17 protein-coding genes are annotated in these 18,596 nt (G+C 45.2%); 10 read left to right on the top strand and 7 right to left on the bottom strand.

What is annotated here, in order from left to right:
- Window positions 1-2 precede the first annotated feature (2 nt).
- From V7S65_RS17130 to guaA, 3 genes are all read right to left on the bottom strand, one after another.
- Entirely contained in the window at window positions 3-1,010 is a 1,008-nt protein-coding gene (locus V7S65_RS17130; protein ID WP_336387390.1) for a ligase-associated DNA damage response exonuclease, read from the bottom strand.
- Window positions 1,011-1,083: 73 nt separating this feature from the next.
- Window positions 1,084-2,394, bottom strand: coding sequence for an ABC transporter substrate-binding protein (locus V7S65_RS17125; protein WP_079469295.1), 1,311 nt, complete (start codon window positions 2,392-2,394; stop codon window positions 1,084-1,086).
- Between the two features lie 130 nt (window positions 2,395-2,524).
- A complete protein-coding gene (guaA, locus tag V7S65_RS17120) occupies window positions 2,525-4,063 on the bottom strand; it encodes a glutamine-hydrolyzing GMP synthase (protein ID WP_079469294.1) in 1,539 nt (512 codons plus the stop codon).
- A 92-nt stretch (window positions 4,064-4,155) separates the two neighbouring features.
- On the opposite strand from guaA, the gene V7S65_RS17115 reads away from it, so the two are divergent.
- The 10 genes from V7S65_RS17115 (at window position 4,156) to V7S65_RS17070 (ending at window position 13,712) form a co-directional block, all read left to right on the top strand.
- Window positions 4,156-4,893, top strand: coding sequence for a head GIN domain-containing protein (locus V7S65_RS17115; protein ID WP_336387389.1), 738 nt, complete (start codon window positions 4,156-4,158; stop codon window positions 4,891-4,893).
- A 326-nt stretch (window positions 4,894-5,219) separates the two neighbouring features.
- Window positions 5,220-6,140, top strand: a complete 921-nt coding sequence (locus V7S65_RS17110) for a hypothetical protein (protein ID WP_079469292.1) — start codon at window positions 5,220-5,222, stop codon at window positions 6,138-6,140.
- 215 nt (window positions 6,141-6,355) lie between these two features.
- Entirely contained in the window at window positions 6,356-7,492 is a 1,137-nt protein-coding gene (locus V7S65_RS17105) for a beta-ketoacyl-ACP synthase III (protein WP_079469291.1), read from the top strand.
- 24 nt (window positions 7,493-7,516) lie between these two features.
- Window positions 7,517-7,915, top strand: coding sequence for a hypothetical protein (locus V7S65_RS17100; protein ID WP_079469290.1), 399 nt, complete (start codon window positions 7,517-7,519; stop codon window positions 7,913-7,915).
- 89 nt (window positions 7,916-8,004) lie between these two features.
- A complete protein-coding gene (locus V7S65_RS17095) occupies window positions 8,005-9,009 on the top strand; it encodes a BtrH N-terminal domain-containing protein (RefSeq protein ID WP_079469289.1) in 1,005 nt (334 codons plus the stop codon).
- Between the two features lie 19 nt (window positions 9,010-9,028).
- Complete coding sequence (locus V7S65_RS17090; protein ID WP_168771237.1) at window positions 9,029-9,775, top strand: ABC transporter ATP-binding protein; 747 nt, start codon at window positions 9,029-9,031, stop codon at window positions 9,773-9,775.
- A 33-nt stretch (window positions 9,776-9,808) separates the two neighbouring features.
- Window positions 9,809-11,101 carry an ABC transporter permease gene (locus V7S65_RS17085; RefSeq protein ID WP_079469288.1) on the top strand — a complete coding sequence of 431 codons (1,293 nt, stop codon included), beginning with the start codon at window positions 9,809-9,811 and terminating at the stop codon, window positions 11,099-11,101.
- 92 nt (window positions 11,102-11,193) lie between these two features.
- A complete protein-coding gene (locus tag V7S65_RS17080; RefSeq protein ID WP_079469287.1) occupies window positions 11,194-11,451 on the top strand; it encodes a phosphopantetheine-binding protein in 258 nt (85 codons plus the stop codon).
- Between the two features lie 13 nt (window positions 11,452-11,464).
- Window positions 11,465-12,679 carry a beta-ketoacyl-[acyl-carrier-protein] synthase family protein gene (locus V7S65_RS17075; RefSeq protein ID WP_079469286.1) on the top strand — a complete coding sequence of 405 codons (1,215 nt, stop codon included), beginning with the start codon at window positions 11,465-11,467 and terminating at the stop codon, window positions 12,677-12,679.
- Window positions 12,669-13,712, top strand: coding sequence for a beta-ketoacyl synthase chain length factor (locus tag V7S65_RS17070; RefSeq protein WP_336387388.1), 1,044 nt, complete (start codon window positions 12,669-12,671; stop codon window positions 13,710-13,712). The genes V7S65_RS17075 and V7S65_RS17070 overlap by 11 nt, the downstream gene beginning before the upstream one ends.
- On the opposite strand, the gene V7S65_RS17065 is transcribed toward V7S65_RS17070, so the two are convergent.
- The 4 genes from V7S65_RS17065 to rpsT form a co-directional block, all read right to left on the bottom strand.
- Window positions 13,709-14,935: a PDDEXK nuclease domain-containing protein gene (locus V7S65_RS17065; RefSeq protein ID WP_336387387.1), complete on the bottom strand. Its 1,227-nt coding sequence runs from the start codon at window positions 14,933-14,935 to the stop codon at window positions 13,709-13,711. The two genes, V7S65_RS17070 and V7S65_RS17065, sit on opposite strands and share 4 nt — an antisense overlap.
- Window positions 14,936-15,052: 117 nt before the next feature.
- Window positions 15,053-16,069, bottom strand: a complete 1,017-nt coding sequence (locus tag V7S65_RS17060; RefSeq protein ID WP_336387386.1) for a PDDEXK nuclease domain-containing protein — start codon at window positions 16,067-16,069, stop codon at window positions 15,053-15,055.
- 338 nt (window positions 16,070-16,407) lie between these two features.
- Window positions 16,408-18,132, bottom strand: coding sequence for a M14 family metallopeptidase (locus tag V7S65_RS17055; protein ID WP_336387385.1), 1,725 nt, complete (start codon window positions 18,130-18,132; stop codon window positions 16,408-16,410).
- 73 nt (window positions 18,133-18,205) lie between these two features.
- On the bottom strand, window positions 18,206-18,460 hold the full coding sequence (gene rpsT / locus V7S65_RS17050) for a 30S ribosomal protein S20 (protein WP_079469282.1): 255 nt from the start codon (window positions 18,458-18,460) through the stop codon (window positions 18,206-18,208).
- Between the last annotated feature and the right edge of the window lie 136 nt (window positions 18,461-18,596).

Genomic DNA, 18,596 nt, shown 5'->3' with positions numbered 1-18,596 from the left:
GCTTAGGATTCTGGGTTATTAATAATTTCTTCATCGCCATAGGAAGTAGTTACTTCTTTGGCGGCAATACCTTTTTCTGTGAGGTAACGGGCAAATACGCTGCTGAAGCCATGTGTGGCGTATACCTGTTCTGCACCGGTAGCTGTTACGGCTTCGAGCAAACCGGCCCAGTCTGCATGATCCGACAATACAAATCCTGCATCTGCATTCCTGCGGCGCATATTACCACGCACCTGCATCCAGCCACTGCAAATGCCCAGTGAGTAAGGCTGGAACCTGCGCATCCAAACATTATCTTCCGCCGAAGGCGGGGCAATAATTACCGCATTCTTAAAAGCAGTTTTCGGTGTGTCGGGTGTTATTCTTTCCACCGGAGGTAAAGGCCAGCCTTCCTGTAACAGTACTTCATGCGGAATGGCGATGGCGCCATGCGCCAGGAAATGATCCACTTTATCTTTCAGATGATATAACAGCCGTTGTGCTTTCCCCAGGCTGTAAGCCAGTAGTACGCTGGCTTTGCCGGCCTGCTGGTTTTCGTATATCCATTGGGTGATGCCATCGAAAATCTGTTGCTGCTTCGGCCACCGGTAAATAGGCAAACCAAAAGTAGATTCGGTAATAAAAGTATGGCAACGGACAGGCTCGAAGGGAGCCGACAATCCATCATTTTCCAGTTTGTAATCGCCGCTGGCTACCCATACTTCTCCATCCTGTTCCACTCTTATCTGTGCAGAGCCAATGATGTGTCCCGCGGGATGCAGGGATACTTTTACACCGTTTAAAAAAATAGTTTCGCCGTAGGCGATGCCCTGCACCTGGATGTCGTTGCCAAGCCTTAACCGTAGCAAGGGAACACTGGCATTTTCACATAAGTAGTATTGATTTCCCCACCGGGCGTGATCGGAGTGTGCATGCGTAATCACTGCCCGCTTTACGGGTTTCCAGGGATCAATGTAGAAATCGCCTGCAGGACAGTAGATGCCGTTGTCGGTAAATTGCAGCACATTCATATAGGGAATGTACGTAAAAAAAATCGTGCCACGACAACCGTCGCGGCACGAAGCAAGTAGCGTTGCAGGGCAACTATTTATTCATTTTAATATCCATGCTATCACCCTTCTGGATGATGTAGATATTTTTATTTTCAAAGTAGGAAGGTGTTTCTTCTCCTTCTTTCAGGTATACCGGAAGAAAGTTATAATTGGTGATCACTTTGGGGGATGTACTCACCATGTTGTTGAAATAAACGCCGTTGGTATACAGCAGTTTTACAAAGTAGTAGGTCAGGTCAAAGCCTTTGAAAGCCATGTCAGACGGGCGTGCTTTGTATACCCTGCGGAAATAATCGGAGACATAACGGCTGTAGTAATCTGTTTTGTCGTTATAGTAGGGAGATGAATAATATACCTGTAAGCCTTTAAACTCGGGTTCTTTCAGCTTAATCACATCCCAGGTGGGCATGCCAAAGATCTGCAATGGATAGGTAGCTGCAGAAATGCTCAGCTTACGCAGCAGGCTTTTGGCGCCGGCTTCATCCAGGGCAGTTACAATAACGGCGTTGGTACGGTCTGCCAGCAGGTATTTGGAAATTTCTTCCGGCGTGGTGGCGTCATTCCAAACTACTTCCCGGATCCTCGATTTTTTGGTACTCTCCATTTTATCGTAGGATGCCTTGAAATCTGCTGCCAGTCTTGTTTCAAAGGCAGTATTCCTGCGGAACAGCACAATATTTTTAGTAGTGAATGCGTCCTGGATATAATTCTGGAGCGCGTCGCAGTGCGTTTTCAGGGTGCTGTTGGAGATGTATAAAAACGGGTTGTTGTTGATACCGCCGTCATTGGGGAAAGTACCGGAAACAAAATTGATTTCTTTGTTCCTGGCAAAATCGCTCAGTTCTTTCAGTTCCGGGTTGCTCACCGCACCCAGGATGAGGTCAGTTTCATCGAGCGCTTTATTGCGGATCAGGGAAGATACGCTTTGCCTGGATTTGCTGTCGTATACGGTTACTTTCAGGTTATATCCCTGTTGTTGCAGCGTATCCAGCGCCAGTTGTGCGCCTTCATAAAATTCGAGACCGGGCAATACATACCGTGGCATGGTACGGCCGGGAATTTCACTGCTGTTGGCAAAAACGGAATCGAGGTATAATGGTGCGAAGAAAGCAATGTTATAGGAAGCTTTTTTAACTTCTTTCCCGAATGCGGGCACATTAAAAGGCGCCTTTGCAGCTTCTTTCTTATTATCCTCCGGTTTTTTAGCCGGTGAAGGTTTACTCAGAGATGGTGGTGGCCCGTCTACCTTACTGGTACTTTTCCTGGTAGATGAGCAGGAGCTGATCAAAACCAATAAAGCCAATCCGGATAACAGGTGCTTAATTGAAACTAAGTGGTTCATAATTGGCGCTAATTTACAAAAATCATTCCGGGGAATGTGAAATAAAGCATTACGGAGTTATGGATAGAAGAAATTATCTGTCTATCCATAACTCCGTAACTATAGCTCAGTATTTTATTGCTTCCTTTTTTTATTCCCACTCAATAGTAGCGGGCGGCTTGGAGCTGATATCGTATACTACGCGGTTGATGCCTTTTACCTTGTTAATGATGTCGTTAGACATTTTAGCAAGGAATTCATAAGGCAGGTGCGCCCAATCGGCGGTCATACCGTCTACAGAAGTTACTGCACGTAAAGCTACTGTGAATTCGTAGGTACGTTCATCGCCCATTACGCCAACGCTTTGAACCGGCAGCAGGATGGTGCCCGCCTGCCATACTTTGTCGTATAAGCCGGCTTCTTTCAGTCCTTCTACATATACGCTGTCTGCTTCCTGCAGCATGTGAACCTTTTCAGGGGTAATAGCGCCGAGGATACGGATCGCCAAACCAGGACCCGGGAAAGGATGACGGCCCAGGAATATTTCACTGATACCGATTTCACGGCCCACGCGGCGTACCTCATCTTTAAAGAGGAAGCGCAGCGGCTCTACCAGCTGCATATTCATCTTTTCCGGCAACCCGCCTACATTGTGGTGCGACTTGATAGTAACCGAAGGACCGTTTACAGAAACGGATTCAATTACATCGGGGTAAATGGTACCCTGACCCAGGAAAGAGATATCGGTGAGATGTGTGGCTTCCTGCTGGAAAACATCGATGAACAGGCCGCCGATGATCTTGCGTTTTTGTTCCGGGTCGGAAACGCCAGCCAGTTTTCCGTAAAAAAGATCTTTTGCATTGATCCCTTTTACGTTCAGGCCCATGTGTTTATAAGATTCCAGTACGGTTTCAAATTCGTCTTTTCTCAGCAAACCGTTATCCACAAAGATGCAGAAGAGGTTTTTGCCGATGGCTTTATGGATCAGCTCTGCAGCAACGGTAGAATCCACACCGCCGCTGAGGGCCATTACTACTCTTTTATCGCCTACCTGTGCTTTGATCCTTTCCACGGTTTCATGTACAAAAGCGGCTGGTGTCCAGTCCTGGCTGCAATTACAGATATGTAGCAGGAAGTTGCGGAGGATCAGTTTACCTTCCAGGGAGTGGGTTACTTCCGGGTGGAACTGTAAACCAAACATCGGGTTGGCCGCCAGTGTGGTATTTTTGAAAGCCGCTACCGGGATATTTTCTGTAGTGGCAATAATTTCGAATGCTTCAGGAATACGTTTAATGCTATCTGCATGGCTCATCCATACCTGGCTTTTTGCAGAGATATCATATAATAACTTTTCCTCTTTGTCGTTGTGCTCCATAAAGGCGCGTCCATATTCACGGAGGTTGCTTTTAGCCACTTCGCCGCCGAAAACTTTGGCCATCATTTGGGCGCCGTAGCAGATACCGAGTACGGGTACCTTTGCAGCAATCGCGGCAATATCAATGATAGGCGCATTCTCGTCATTCACCGAAAAAGGACTGCCTGATAATATAACACCTTTAATAGTTTCGTCCCAGGCAATGGGCTGAAGGCAAGGTTTAATTTCGCAATAAACATTCAGTTCACGGATGCTGCGTGCAATCAGCTGTGTATACTGGGAACCGAAATCGAGGATAAGTATCTTTTCTGTCATGGTGGTGCAAAGATAAAGTCCTTCTACGAATTTCGGATTTGGAAATTCGAATTTCGGAAATCTGGCGTATCTTTCTGTTATAATTTAGACCCATGATATCAACAAAATCGCTCCTATGTCAGGCCATAGTGGCCTCTTCTGCTTCTGTACTCCTTTATTCCTGTGATGTAATCGGACAAAATCGTGTAAAAGGCAACGGCCATGTTATTAAGGAAGAACGGCAGGTAGTCCCTTTTCACAGGATTAAGGTAGAAGGAAGTATGAATGTATACCTCACACAGGGCGCTGCCAAAGCGGCTGTTATTGAGGCGGAAGATAATATAGCCCCATTGGTGGAGCTGGTAGAAGAAGACGGCCGCCTCATTGTAAGACTGAAGCGTGGCGTTTCCATCAGCACCCATAAAGATCTGAACGTATTCCTCACCACCCCGGAGGTAGATGAAGCCAGTCTGGCCGGCTCCGGCGACCTGAAACTGGATGGTAAATTTACTTCCCGGTCTGATGTGAAATTCAACCTGTCGGGTTCCGGTAACCTCAAAGGCGAAATCAATGCACCGGCAGTAAAGGCTTCCATTGCCGGTTCCGGCGATATGTCGCTCAAAGGTGAAACAAAGGATGTAAACTTATCTATTGCCGGCAGCGGTAATTTTGAAGCAGATGAGCTGCTGTCTGAAAATGTAAGTGTAAATATTGCCGGCAGCGGCGATGCTGATGTGTATGCCAGTGTAAGGCTGGATGCAAAAATTGCAGGCTCAGGGAACGTAAATTATAAGGGTACCCCTCAGATATCCTCTTCTGTAGCGGGTTCTGGCAGTATTAACAAGAGATAAGCTTCAACATTTACAAATCTTTAACATTTTGAATATCATATTTGGCGGTGTTAAAGAGTTTATAGAGATGTTTTGAAGAAAACAATATCAAGTCCTTGAGTCCAGGTACAGCATTCGCTATAATTAACCCGCTGATGCTGTACCTGGCTGGGGCACAAGACATTACCCCTTTAACAAATACCCCATCCCGTCAACATTTCGCGTCAAATTATCATTAAATCACATGAATCATTGCCGTTTTTTTGTATGTTTACGGCTTGAATTGTAGATTTTACTATTTAAACTGTTTGATTTACGTTTTGAATTGTTGAACTCCTATTCCTTTTATGAACGAAAGACCGAAGATCCTGGTGGTATATTATACACAGACAGGGCAATTGAAAAGGATTATTGATCATGTGCTGGCTCCGCTGGAAGGCAAAGCCGATATTACTTTTGAGCAACTGGTGCCTGTAACGCCTTTCCCTTTCCCATGGGGGAAGCAGCAATTTTATGATACTATGCCGGAAACCGTTCAATCCACCCCCCGTGGTATTGAGCCGTTGAAAGTGGACGTGAATGCACATTTCGACCTGGTTATATTGGCTTATCAGCCCTGGTTCCTTTCTCCTTCACAGCCAACTGCCGCTTTTCTGCAAAGTGAAGCTGCCAAACAGCTGCTGAAAGGTAAAAAGGTAGTTACCCTGCTGGGTAGCCGTAATATGTGGCTGAATGCGCAGGAGAAGGTGAAAAATTATCTGCAGCAGGCCGGCAGTACCCTCGTGGGCAACATTGTACTGGTAGATAAATCGCCCAATCTCATTTCCGTGATCACCATCCTTCGCTGGGCGTTTAAAGGGAAAAAGGAAGCCACGCGCTTTTTACCGCAGGCAGGGGTACAGGAAAACGAGATCATTACCTCCAGCCGGTTTGCCGCCCCAATCGCAGAGGCATTGCAAAAAAATCAATGGGACACGTTACATTCGCAACTGCTGTCATTGGATGCAGTGGAACTGCTTCCCAACCTGGTAGTACTGGAAAACAAGGGGATCAGGGCTTTCCGTTTCTGGGCAAAGTTCATCAGTGCCAAAGGTGGCCCGGGCGCTCCTTCCCGTCAGGGACGCGTATCCATGTACCGGGGATTACTGCTGGCAGGTATTTTTGTTTTAACACCGATATCCCTGATTACTTCTCTTATACAGTTAAATCTGAAAAAGGCTAAGCTGCGCCGCGAAGTAGATTATTATAAGGGTATTTCCCTGAGATAATAAGTATCAGGTCCACCTTAAAGGCGTATCAAAAGCGTACTTAAAGCGACCTTTACGCAGTGGCGTGATACTTGTAATTCCAATTAGAATTCTATATTTACGTCTGTATACAACGTATATTAAATTAAAATATGTTTTTCACTGTGAGCTGGCTGGCAAGGCAGGGCAGCTTTGACCAGGTTTTACATGTAGCCTTAAAAGACGAATAAATTCAAATGAAGGAAGTTTATATTACCAGGCTGTCTAAATTTTTACCTAACAAGCCTGTAGAAAATGAGGAAATGGAGAGTATTCTCGGCATGGTAGATGGAAAGGCTTCCCGTGCGCGTTTGAAGATACTTGGTAACAACAAAATCAAAACCCGTTACTACTCTTTGGACAAGGAAGGGAAATCCACCCATTCCAATGCAGAGATGACCGCAACAGCAGTATCACAATTATTTGATGAGCAGTTTCCCATCAGCAAATTACAGTTACTGGCCTGCGGTACTACTTCTCCTGATCAGTTGTTGCCCAATCATGCTGCTATGGTGCATGGTATCCTGAAATGCCAGCCGGTAGAGCTGATTGCAGCCACAGGAGCCTGTGCGGCAGGAATGCAGGCATTTAAATATGCCTGGATGTCTATCCGTTGCGGTAATACTTCCAACGCCGTAAGCACCGGTTCTGAAAAATTCTCCGCCTGGATGCTGGCACAGAAATTCCAGCCGGAAGCAGAAAATCTGAAAAGCCTCGACGAAAATCCTATCATCGCCTTTGAAAAGGACTTTCTCCGCTGGATGCTATCAGATGGCGCCAGTGCAGCCCTTTTCCAGGATAAACCCAATGAAGAAGGTTTATCCCTGCGGGTCGACTGGGTAGAAATACTTTCCTATGCCAATGAGCTGGAAACATGCATGTATGCCGGCGCAATCAAACAACCGGATGGCAGCACCACCGGATGGATTGATATGACCCCTGAAGAATGGGCACAGCATAGCGTATTCTCCTTTAAACAAGATACCCGTTTACTCGGTAAAAATATTGTTCCTTCCGGAGCACAAATGTGGAAAGAGCTGGTAGAGCGCCACAATATTAATCTCGATGAAATAGATTTCTTCCTGCCTCACCTGTCGTCTGAATTTTTCAGGTTAAAGATAGATGAGGAAATTACCCGGTTAGGTGTTCCTATTCCTTTGGAAAAATGGTTCACCAATCTGGCCAACGTAGGTAACGTAGGTACCGCATCACCATACCTGATGCTGGAAGAACTGATGAACAGCGGCCGCTTTAAGAAAGGACAGAAAGTAGTAATGATGGTTCCGGAAAGCGCACGTTTTTCATATGCTTATGCACATATTACCGTAGTATAAGCAATCACTTCTAAAACTGCCATCATGAAAAAAGAGGAAGTACCGCAGGATAGTGATAACCTGCATGGAGGTACATTCAAGCAGATTATGTATGCGGTGGATAATTCCGGCAATTATGTACAGGTGCAAAGTGCAGGCTGGGAGCCGGAAAACATTGCAATGGACCAGGCCTGGGAAGAAGTAAATGAAAGAGTAAAAGCGGCACGCGCCCGGGTAGAAGCAGGCGAAATAAGTCCTGTTGCCTATTACATGGAAAAGAACCTGATGGATCTGCCGTTATTGGCCAGTTACGTCGGTAAATTCCAGTGGCAGGTAAAAAGACACATGAAACCCGGCGTATTCAAAAAGCTCAGTCCTAAACTGCTGCAGCGTTATGCAGATGCCTTCAAAGTGAGTTTAACAGATCTGCTGCAGATCAAATAAAGCATACAGATATAACGGATTTGTGGGTAGATGATATCCGGTGATCTTCCCGCAAATCCGTTATTCATGATGCTGCTACAAAAAATATTATGACTAATTCTTTTTTCCAACACCACCAGACCGCCCATTGTGAAAGTGGAGTGATATCAAACCTGCTGGGACATTACGGCTTACAGATCAGTGAACCAATGGCGTTTGGTATCGGTGCCGGCATCTTTTTCGGCCATCTGCCTTTTTTAAAGGTGAACGGCGTGCCCGGTACTACTTACCGGATATGGCCCGGCGCTATTTTCCAACGGGTGTGCAAGCGGCTGGGTGTACGGATGGAATCCGAAAAATTTTCTACCCCCGAAAAAGGAATGCAGGCGCTGGACAAAGTAATTGAAGCCGGTATTCCCGTTGGATTACAATCCGGCGTGTATTACCTGCCCTACTTTCCCGCTTCCTACCGGTTTCACTTTAACGCACATAACCTGGTTGTTTATGGCAAACAGGATGGACAATACCTGGTAAGCGATCCGGTAATGGATACCGTTACCACCATTGACCCGGAAAGCCTGGCGCAGGCCCGCTTTGCCAAAGGATTTCCGGCCCCTAAAGGAAAAATGTATTACCCGGTACACGTACCACCTTCTGCCTCGTTTGAAAAACCGATTAAAGCCGGTATTGAACAGGCATGCCACTTTATGCTGAAAGTTCCTATCCCCTTGTTCGGCGTAAAGGGGATCCGCTTTCTTTCCAAAAAAGTAGCCAACTACGCCGAAAATCCCGGCGACCGGAAAGCTACACTGTATCTCGGAAATATTATCCGTATGCAGGAAGAGATCGGCACCGGCGGTGCAGGTTTCCGTTTTCTGTATGCCGCTTTTTTACAGGAAGCAGCGGAGTTACTGAAGAAAGATGAACTGAGCAGGCTTGCAGGTGAGCTAACTAAAACCGGTGACTTATGGCGTAATTTTGCATTTGCTGCCGGCCGTGTATGCAAAAGCAGATCGGCGGATAATGTTTCCTATAAAGAGCTGAGCCAGATGTTACTGGAGTGTGCGGCATCGGAAGATGCATTCTTCCGCAAGCTGGCACAGGTGAAGTGGTAATTAAATATCCAATTGAATTATGTCCGGCATATCTGTAAAAGATCTATATAAAACCTACAAGGGTAGTGCAGAACCCACACTGAAAGGACTTACATTTCAGTTTGGGAAAGGAAAGATTGCCGGCTTGCTGGGCCCCAACGGCGCAGGCAAAACCACCACGATTTCAATATTATGCGGTATTGTGCGGGGCGACAGCGGAGAAGTAATCATACACGATTTAAAGCAGCAGGCCGCCCACCGGGAGGAGATCAAACATATTATAGGGATCGTACCACAGCAGATAGCCTTGTATCCACAACTGTCTGCCGTAGAAAATCTCACCTATTTTGGTAACCTCTACGGTTTTAAAGGAAAGCCGCTGCAACAGAAAATTATGCACTACCTCGAGCTGTTTGGCCTGGAGAAAAGTGCGCACAAAGAAATCCATAAATATTCCGGCGGTATGAAGCGGCGGGCCAACATTATTGCAGCCATCCTGCACAACCCCAAACTGCTGGTGCTGGATGAACCTACTGCTGGTGTGGATGTGCAGTCGCGCAGTATGATATTACAGTTCCTGCGCGACTACAACAGCCAGGGAGCCAGTATCCTGTATACTTCCCATCTGCTGGAAGAGGCACAGTCGTTATGTGAAGAAGTAGTAATCATGGATGCTGGAAAAATGATTGTACAGGGTAATCCGCAAACCCTCATCCATCAGCATCCGGATTGTAATAACCTGGAAGACGTATTCCTGCATTTTACCGGAAATGCACTCCGGGATTAATTTTTTAAAGCTAAAAGCTAAGGGCCAAAAGCGATGTTAAGACTACTGGCAACAATCAGGAAAGAGTGGCAATTGCTGTTACGTGATAAAACAGGGATCATCCTCCTGTTCATAATGCCTGTGGTATTGATTACTGTAATGGCACTGATCCAGGATGCCCCCTTTAAGGATTACCAGGATATCCGGTTTGATATTTTAACAGTAGATAATGATCATGGCCGTTTGGGCAGGTCCGTAAAAGAAGGGCTGGCTTCCGGCGGACAATTCAATATTATCGATTCTCTTGATGGCCAGCCGGTAACGGCAGAACGGGCCAAACAACTGGTGAACGAAGGCAAATACAAGATCAGTATTATCATACCCGCAGGCGCTACAGCTGCCATTGTGAGCAATGCTAACCGCATTGTAAATGATATCACTCACCGCATGGGAATGTCTGTATCCCTGCCGGTAAAGAAAGTACCTGATTCATTAAACGTAACGATCTATTTTGACCCCGCGGCGAAGAAAGCATTTAAAGGCGCTATTCACCAGTCGGTAGATAACTTCCTCACGCAGCTGGAAACAGATATGCTGATAAGCCGTATTAAACAGCAGCTACAGAGGAAAGACAGCACCGTTACTGCCACAGATACGCTGGCTATTCGTTTGCAGGCAGTGGGATTGAAGGAACAAAGTACAGGTACGGCCAAACAACTGGATGTAATTTCCAATTCTGTTCAGCACAACGTGCCTGCCTGGAGCATCTTTGCGATGTTTTTTATTGTGATACCCATTGCCGGCAACATGATCCGGGAAAGGGAAGATGGCAGCCTGTTGCGGATGAAGCTGATACCCGGATCTTACCTGGCTATCCTGGCCGGTAAGATGCTGTTTTTCGTAGGGGTTTGTGTATTACAATTTTACCTGATGATGCTGGTAGGTATTTATGTACTGCCACTCCTGGATCTGCCGCAACTGGTAATGGGACAGCATCCGGGAGCCACCTTGCTGGTAGCCGGTGGAATAGGGCTGGCTGCAACGGCTTATGGTATCCTGATTGGCACGGTATTTAAAACGCCTAACCAGGCACTGAATTTCGGAGCTATCTCTATTGTGATATTGTCGGCCATTGGCGGTATATGGATCCCGCTGGAGGTAATGCCTGCCAGAATGCAGCTGCTGGGGCATTTGTCGCCTTTAAGCTGGGGACTTGATGCTATTAATGATATTTACCTGCGCAATGGAGATGTTGGATTTGTGTGGAAGAATGTGTTGAGATTAATACTCACCGGACTGGCTATGCTGGCCATAGCCGGATGGGTGGAAAAAAGAAGAATGAACTGATAAATGTTTTCAAAACAATAGTAAAACTGTATTTTTACTCCCCGCAAGGGCATTCGCCTGTTGTGAACAACAGGTGATAAACCTACATCATTATGGAAGAATTAAAAAAGAAACTGAAAGAACAAATCATTGAGGCACTCAATCTTCAGGATACCAAACCGGAAGACATTGATGACAATGCACCATTATTTGGAGAAGGTCTGGGTCTCGATAGTATCGATTCGCTCGAACTGATGGTATTACTGGAAAGACAGTATCACATCAAAGTAGAGGACCCGCGCGAAGGTCGTAAGATTCTGCAGTCTGTTCAGTCTATGGCAGAGTTTATCCAGGCAAAACAACCGGCATAAGTAAACTGGCTACATGGCGGAAAGAGTGTTTATAACAGGGATAGGAATGATCACCGCCATTGGTGATAATGTAGCCGGAAACTTGCACCACCTGCGCTTACAGCAAAGTGGGCTGGGTTACAGCAGCTACATTGATACCATTTACAAAAATGTATTGCCTGTTGCGGAAGTAAAACACGCGAGCGAGGCCTTGTTTGCACTGGCCGGTATACCGGTAAAGGAAGGGTATACACGTACCACTTTACTTGGACTGGCAGCCATGCGGGAGGCTTTGCAGGATGCAGGTATTACGGATGTACAATCGGCTCCCACAGGCTTTATCAATGCCAGCACCGTGGGAGGGATGTGTGATACAGAGAAGTTATATTTTGATATTATTAATCCTGAGAAGACCGGCTCCTTTTTACAATATATAGATACACTGGATTGCGCGGATTGTACACAGCGTATAGCCGACACCGTAGGATTCAGTGAACATATTGCTACCATCAGCACCGCCTGTTCATCTTCTGCCAATGCACTGATGTTTGGCGCGCGTATGATTAAGCAGGGCATGCTTCCCCGGGTGGTATGCGGCGGCACCGAAGCGCTTACCCGTTTTACATTGAATGGATTCAACTCCCTCAAAAATGTGGATAAGCAGTTTTGCCGGCCCTTTGATCAGCAACGCACCGGTTTGAACCTGGGTGAAGGCGCGGCTTACCTGGTACTGGAAAGTGAATCTTTCGCCAGGGCCAACAACAGCCGCATCCTGGCTGAGCTAAGCGGGTATTGTAATACCAATGAAGCTTTCCATCCAACCTCTCCTTCACCGGATGGCGACGGCGCCTACGAAGCGATGAAAATGGCGCTGGCTATGAGCGGACATTCACTGGAAGAAGTATCTTACATCAATGTGCACGGCACTGCCACTCTTAATAACGATGTTTCCGAAGGAAAGGCGCTGGAACGTTTATTCGGGGATAAAGTTCCCCTGTTCAGTTCTACCAAACCTTTTACAGGGCATACACTGGCGGCTGCAGGTGCGATAGAAGCCATCTATTCTATACTGGCTATTCAACATGGGATAATATTCCCCAATCTCAATTTCTCAGAAAGGATGGAGGAATTGAATATCAGTCCGGTTACCACCCTGATGGAAGGGTACCCGGTAAATCATGTTATTTCAAACTCATTCGGCTTTGGGGGCAACAATGCTTCCCTGGTGATCAGCAAATATGAAGGGTAAGTGTTACATACAAGCAATGGCGGCCATCTCCCCGCAGCCAACTTTTGAAGGGGATATTTTTTCGGCGCAGCTGGTACATACAGATAGTAACCTGCTTGCCTGTATCGAACCCGATTATAAGCCATTCATCCCCGGCAACAGCCTGCGTCGCATGACAAGGGTGCTTAAAATGGGACTAACCGCTGCACTTAAATGCAGCCAGGAAAGTGGCATCACCATACCAGGACCTATTGTTACCGGCACCGGCAAAGGCAGTTTACAAGACACGGAAAAATTTATCAAAGAGATTGCCGAATACAAGGAAACAGCCCTGAACCCAACTCCTTTCATTCAATCTACCTACAATTCTGTGAATGGATTAATTGCGTTGCAGCAAAAGTGCACAGCCTATAACAATACTTTTGTACACCGCGGTTTTTCCTTTGAAAATGCTTTGCTGGACAGCATGATGCTGTTGCAGGAAGGCGCCACACATACGCTTACCGGCGCATTTGAGGAAATTACAAAAGAACATTTTTATATCAAAAGCCGGATCGGTTTCTGGAAAGAAGCGCCTACCGATAACCGGGAATTATATCGTCATCTTTCACCCGGCAGTATTGCCGGAGAAGGCGCTACTTTCTTCATACTAACGGGCACGCCTACATCGCAGAGCTACGCAGCCATTTCTGATTTCAGGATGCTGTACAAACCACGCGGCGGAAAACTAGCCGAAGCCCTGAAAAGCTTTACCACTTCTCCTGACCTGATCATTACCGGTCGTAACGGCGACAGTAACTACGAGCATTATTACCAGGAGCTGGATCAATGTTTTCCAGGCATACCACAGTTGCCATTCAAGCATCTTTGCGGTGAATATGATACTGCCGGAGCGTTTGGGTTATGGTTAGCTGCGCAGATTATCAAAGCGCAGCAAATACCGGCAGCCTGGTTTCCCGGTACGGAGCATTTGTCTGCGCCTGTTCGCACTATCCTTTTCTACAATCATTTTTACGGGGAACAGCATGTTATGCTGAAACTGGAAAGGGTTTAACTTTCACATCTTCTTAATTCACCCGCCAGGAATTGTTGTAACTCTTCTTTCGTTGGCAGTTGTACGGCGTAGGTAGAGATAAACATCTGCTGATCCATTCCGGAAGGAATGGCATATTCAGCAAGTGCCTCATCTTTATTGGTGACCAGCAAAATACCTATTGGAGGATTATCACCAGGCGCCGTCATTTTTGCTTTGAAATAGTTCAGGTATGTTGTGAGTTGTCCGGCATCTGCATACGTGAAATCACCAACTTTTAATTCGATGAGTACATGACATTTCAGGATACGGTGATAAAACACAACATCTACAAAATAATATTCCTGTCCTATCAGGATCCTTTTCTGCCGGCCTTCAAGGCAGAAGCCGTGTCCCATCTCCAGTAAAAATTCCTGTAAATGATCCAGCAGTTTTTGTTCTACCGTACTTTCCTTTTCTATTGCTTTTTGCGGAAGATCGAGAAATTCAAATGAGTATACATTTTTGATGAGATCTGCGGGTGTAACCGGGCTTTCTGTTGATTGCTGTATCAGCCGGGACAGTTTGTGCGGATCTTTGGCAAGACCCATGCGCTCGAAATAGAGACTGTTGATTTGTCTTTTTAGTTCGCGTACACTCCAGTTGCCTTTAATGCATTCTACTTCAAAAAAGGTCCGTTTGAAATCATCTTCAATTGTAAGCAAACTGGCAATGTGTGTAAACGACAGATTATTTACAATTTTCTTACTTGAAACCCTGCCAATTTCTACCAGGGGCGTTACTGAAGAAACACTTGAATTATTGGACGCTAGCAATTCATCAGACACTGTCTGATGAATTGTATGTTGCTGATTACTAGTTATTTGTAATTCATCAGTCACTGACTGATGAATTCGCATGTTGATTTTTTCAAATTCGTCAGTCAGTGACTGATGAATTTGAATGGGATTATTTTTTAATTCGTCTGAAACAACCTGACTAATCTGGGGATAATACTGATAGAATTGTCTGCATAGTCTTAGGTTAGTTGCAGATAATTTTAGCACAGGAAGTTCTTTCGAAATCTGTTCCAATAATTGCGCTCCATATCTGGCCCTATCCACGCCCTTCTGTTCATACTCTACAGTATAACAGCCAATCATCCAGTTGCGGATGGTAAGGGAACGATTAATAGCTTTGGCGGCTACTTCCTGGAAATGTACATGTGTGGTTTCAATGCTGTTAAGCAGATGGTTAAATTTCATTTTGATAATGGTTTTATGTTAGAGATATTGTTGTAAGTGAGGAATGCTAATAAACGTGTAAACGGGAACTGATGCAGTGTTTTGGGGATTATTAATGTGAGTTATTCATTATCATTTTTATAGCATTTTTCCTAATGCCTCCGCATCGGGCAAAAATTCTTTCATGTTTTCGGGTATGCTATGGGCATGATAATGTGTATAGGTGCCTACACTCATCGCTTTATCGATAGATTTGATGGCATAATCTACTACTGTATTGTCTTTCTGTTTACAGAGTATAATGCCGATACTGGGATTTTCGTGTGGTAATTTTACTTTATCATCCAGCACATTCAGATAAAAGTTCAGCTGGCCGGCGTATTCAGGTTTGAACTTTTTACGTTTCAATTCAATGGCTACAAGGCATTGCAGGTGCCGGTTGTAAAAGAGCAGATCTACAAAGAATTCATTGTTATTTACTTCCAGCCTATACTGATTACCAATAAAGGAATATCCTTTACCCATACTCATAATGAACTTCCTGATGTTGTTCACTATTTCATTTTCAAGGATCCCTTCATCATCCTCTTCATTAATATTAACAAAGTCGATGAGGTATTCATCTTTAAATACTTCCAGTGCTTTGGATTTGATATTTTCCGGCAGTGTTTTATTGAAGTTGTGGGGCATATTACCCTGGTGTTTGAAAAGATTGGCATTGATTTGATGTTCCAATTCTCTTACTGACCAGAATTGTTCTGCGGCCTGGGAGATATAAAAAAGCCGGGCATCCTCGTGGCTACATTTTTCAAGGATGAGAATATGGTGGGTAAAGCTAATGCTGTAGAAAGAAGTCTGTAATTGGCCCGTCACTGACGGGCCAATTACGGGCGCACCGTATGAGTCATAAAAATGACGCATTTTTTTTAAATTGGTGTAAGAAAAACCTTTTACTCCAGGAAGTTCCTGCTGAAGGTCTCGAGCTATTTGTTCTACTACTTTCGCTCCCCAGTTCTCAGCATTTATCTTCTCGGAAAGCATCTGCCCGATTTTGAAATAGAGTTTTAATTGCTCCTGATTAGCAAGCCTTGCAGCAATGTATCTGCTCCTGACAATGTTTTGTTTTAAATCCTGTACAAATTCCTTGTAAGACATGTTTTTGGTTTTTTGTTTAAAGAATATGAGTTTGAAAGAAGAGTATTTATAGAACTCCCTATGTTGAATACACACAAACAACTACCATGAATGAAGAAAAAATTACAGCAGGATTCATGTTGATATGGTTTTTATAACGGAAGGATTATGCCCACTTCATTTCTCTGAAGTATGTTAACAAACATCTAAACGCGAACGAATTTAAAGCATACATCAATAAAATCCCGTTCATTTTATTCAGGGGTGAAATGATCCGTTCATTATCATGAACAGGATGCATTAAAAAAAGCGGAGACATAAGTCCTGCTTATATCTCCGCTTCCATAACTGATAATATCTTATCGTACTCTATACACCGGGTAACGCATGTATTCCGGTTCTGCATAAGGTGAATTTTTAAACACAAAATTCAGCTGCGCACTGGCGTTGTTGGCGAAGGCAGTATCACCGGCTTTCTTCTTATTTAATAATTCCTGTAACTCCGGATGTTGTTTTAAATATTCAGCACCGGTATCTTCAAAAACATAAGGAGAATATCCTTCTTTTTGTCCGAGGATGGCATCAAAAAAGTTCCAGGCAAAAAACGAGTCGCCAGCGGTGGGTTCCAGTGTTTCCATCAGGAAACGGTTGGCGTTCTGGTTCATGGGAATATAGCAATCACCTTTGCGGAACCGGATGGAATCCTTGCTGCTGGTTACTTTGATGTTGGTGTGCAGGTAATGTTTTTCAAATGGTTTGGTGTAGCTCTGGAAGTCGGCAATATGATATATTTCTACGAGGATGGTCGTATCATGTTGCAGTGGCTGCATTTTTACCTGGTTATTTTTCAGCAGATTGATTACTGCCCACCAACCTTGCGGAATAATATATGCCTGCGGTTTTTCCACAAAGTTTTCTTCGGTAGCATAGTTATAGAATTTCACCTGCCTGGTGTATGGTTTGGAGCGGTCATAGTACAACCTGGGCAGACCGGAAATTGCACTGGGTTTGTGTCCGGAAGCAAAGCCACGGAATGTGATCAGGCTGTATTTGTTCATATCAAACTGCCACGCGAGCGGAAACATTTTCTGTGTAAGAGCGGTTTGCTTTGCCTGTTCGCGCAGGTGTTTAATTTCTTCACTGTGTGTGGCGGTAAATTCGATGAAGCATTCCATCAGGGCGTAAGTTGCTTTTACGCGCAGCGGATAGGGTTTCAGCATATGTGTTTCGGGTACAAAACCGAAGGTATGGAAGAGGGTTGTGTAACCGGTAGAGTAACGGGGAGCGTCAGCAAATTCCACCCATCCGCTGTCGGGTGTTTCACCAAAGTGATTTACATAGGGAACCAGGTCGTAGCCTTTATTTTTCATCAGGGCGTATAATCCGGGTTCAAATGTTTTGTTCATGAATTCGCCCATTGGTCCGCCGAGTTTATTGTGCTGAGTAGTGAGGAGGGTCATGATATGCTGATAATCTGCGCCATTGCTCACGTGGTTATCCACAAATACGTCCGGATCGGTGAGGTGATAGATCTGCTGGAAGGCGAGGGCATTTTTTGAATCGGCTTTGATGAAGTCGCGGTTGAGATCCAGGTTCTGGGCGTTGCCGCGGGAGCCAAAGGCATCGGGACCGTTCTGATCTACCCGGTACCAGGGGGAGCGGTTGAGCATTCCGCCGATATTATATACGGGGATTACAGCGAGTATGATATTTTCCGGGAGATGGATTTTCCCCTGTGCGAGGTCGCGTAGGAGCATCATACTGGCGTCTATACCATCGGGTTCACCGGGATGGATACCGTTATTGATGAGGATAATCCGTTTATTTTGTTTGTGGAGGCTTTTAAAGTCGAAATTCCGGCTGGGGGAGTAGGTCACCAGGTGCAGGGGAAAACCGGCATCGGTGGCGCCAATGATTTGTATATTGATCTGCGGGAAGCGTTTGGCAAGTTGCTGGTAATACCGGATCACTTCGTCGTAGGTGGCGGTTTCGCGGCCATTGGTTTTCTCATATTGCGTGGTGAGATCCTGCGCGGAGGAGAGCAGGGGAAACAGGGCGGTCAGAAGCAGGAGTATCTTTTTCATCATCTTGGTAAAATGGAAAAACAAAAAGCCCTTCCTTTTCGAGGAAGAGCTATAAATATTGTTACTGAAGCAATTAAGCCAGAGCTAATACTCTCTTAGCCAGCTTGCTTTTCAGATTTGCAGCTTTGTTCTTGTGAATAACGTTACGTTTAGCCAGCTTATCAAGCATAGAAGCTACCTCAGTTAAATCTTTCTCCGCTGTTGCTTTATCGGTAACTGCTTTCAGGTCACGGATGGCGTTACGGGTAGTTTTACCATAGTAACGGTTACGCTCATTACGCTTTCTGCTTTGACGTACGTCTTTCTTTGTTGCTTTATGGTTTGCCATTTTTCAAATTTCAAGTTTCGGACGGCAAAGGTAACTATATTACCTTTACAAAACAAACTAAATGTAGTTTTTCCGGTGAACTACAAATATAAGCACCTTTTATCACAGATAAACACTTGATTTTTTCTCATTTTTT

This window comes from Chitinophaga sp. CCNWYY40 (assembly GCF_037483205.1).
In the GTDB taxonomy this organism is placed as follows: Bacteria; Bacteroidota; Bacteroidia; order Chitinophagales; family Chitinophagaceae; genus Chitinophaga; species Chitinophaga ginsengisegetis.
This window is presented reverse-complemented; position numbering and strand designations above follow the sequence as displayed.

Coding starts and splice junctions, on each gene's coding strand:
- V7S65_RS17130 (WP_336387390.1), bottom strand. CDS start 1,010: ATGAATGTGCTGCAATTTACCGACAACGGCATCTACTGTCCTGCAGGC.
- V7S65_RS17125 (WP_079469295.1), bottom strand. CDS start 2,394: ATGAACCACTTAGTTTCAATTAAGCACCTGTTATCCGGATTGGCTTTA.
- guaA (WP_079469294.1), bottom strand. CDS start 4,063: ATGACAGAAAAGATACTTATCCTCGATTTCGGTTCCCAGTATACACAG.
- V7S65_RS17115 (WP_336387389.1), top strand. CDS start 4,156: ATGATATCAACAAAATCGCTCCTATGTCAGGCCATAGTGGCCTCTTCT.
- V7S65_RS17110 (WP_079469292.1), top strand. CDS start 5,220: ATGAACGAAAGACCGAAGATCCTGGTGGTATATTATACACAGACAGGG.
- V7S65_RS17105 (WP_079469291.1), top strand. CDS start 6,356: ATGAAGGAAGTTTATATTACCAGGCTGTCTAAATTTTTACCTAACAAG.
- V7S65_RS17100 (WP_079469290.1), top strand. CDS start 7,517: ATGAAAAAAGAGGAAGTACCGCAGGATAGTGATAACCTGCATGGAGGT.
- V7S65_RS17095 (WP_079469289.1), top strand. CDS start 8,005: ATGACTAATTCTTTTTTCCAACACCACCAGACCGCCCATTGTGAAAGT.
- V7S65_RS17090 (WP_168771237.1), top strand. CDS start 9,029: ATGTCCGGCATATCTGTAAAAGATCTATATAAAACCTACAAGGGTAGT.
- V7S65_RS17085 (WP_079469288.1), top strand. CDS start 9,809: ATGTTAAGACTACTGGCAACAATCAGGAAAGAGTGGCAATTGCTGTTA.
- V7S65_RS17080 (WP_079469287.1), top strand. CDS start 11,194: ATGGAAGAATTAAAAAAGAAACTGAAAGAACAAATCATTGAGGCACTC.
- V7S65_RS17075 (WP_079469286.1), top strand. CDS start 11,465: ATGGCGGAAAGAGTGTTTATAACAGGGATAGGAATGATCACCGCCATT.
- V7S65_RS17070 (WP_336387388.1), top strand. CDS start 12,669: ATGAAGGGTAAGTGTTACATACAAGCAATGGCGGCCATCTCCCCGCAG.
- V7S65_RS17065 (WP_336387387.1), bottom strand. CDS start 14,935: ATGAAATTTAACCATCTGCTTAACAGCATTGAAACCACACATGTACAT.
- V7S65_RS17060 (WP_336387386.1), bottom strand. CDS start 16,069: ATGTCTTACAAGGAATTTGTACAGGATTTAAAACAAAACATTGTCAGG.
- V7S65_RS17055 (WP_336387385.1), bottom strand. CDS start 18,132: ATGAAAAAGATACTCCTGCTTCTGACCGCCCTGTTTCCCCTGCTCTCC.
- rpsT (WP_079469282.1), bottom strand. CDS start 18,460: ATGGCAAACCATAAAGCAACAAAGAAAGACGTACGTCAAAGCAGAAAG.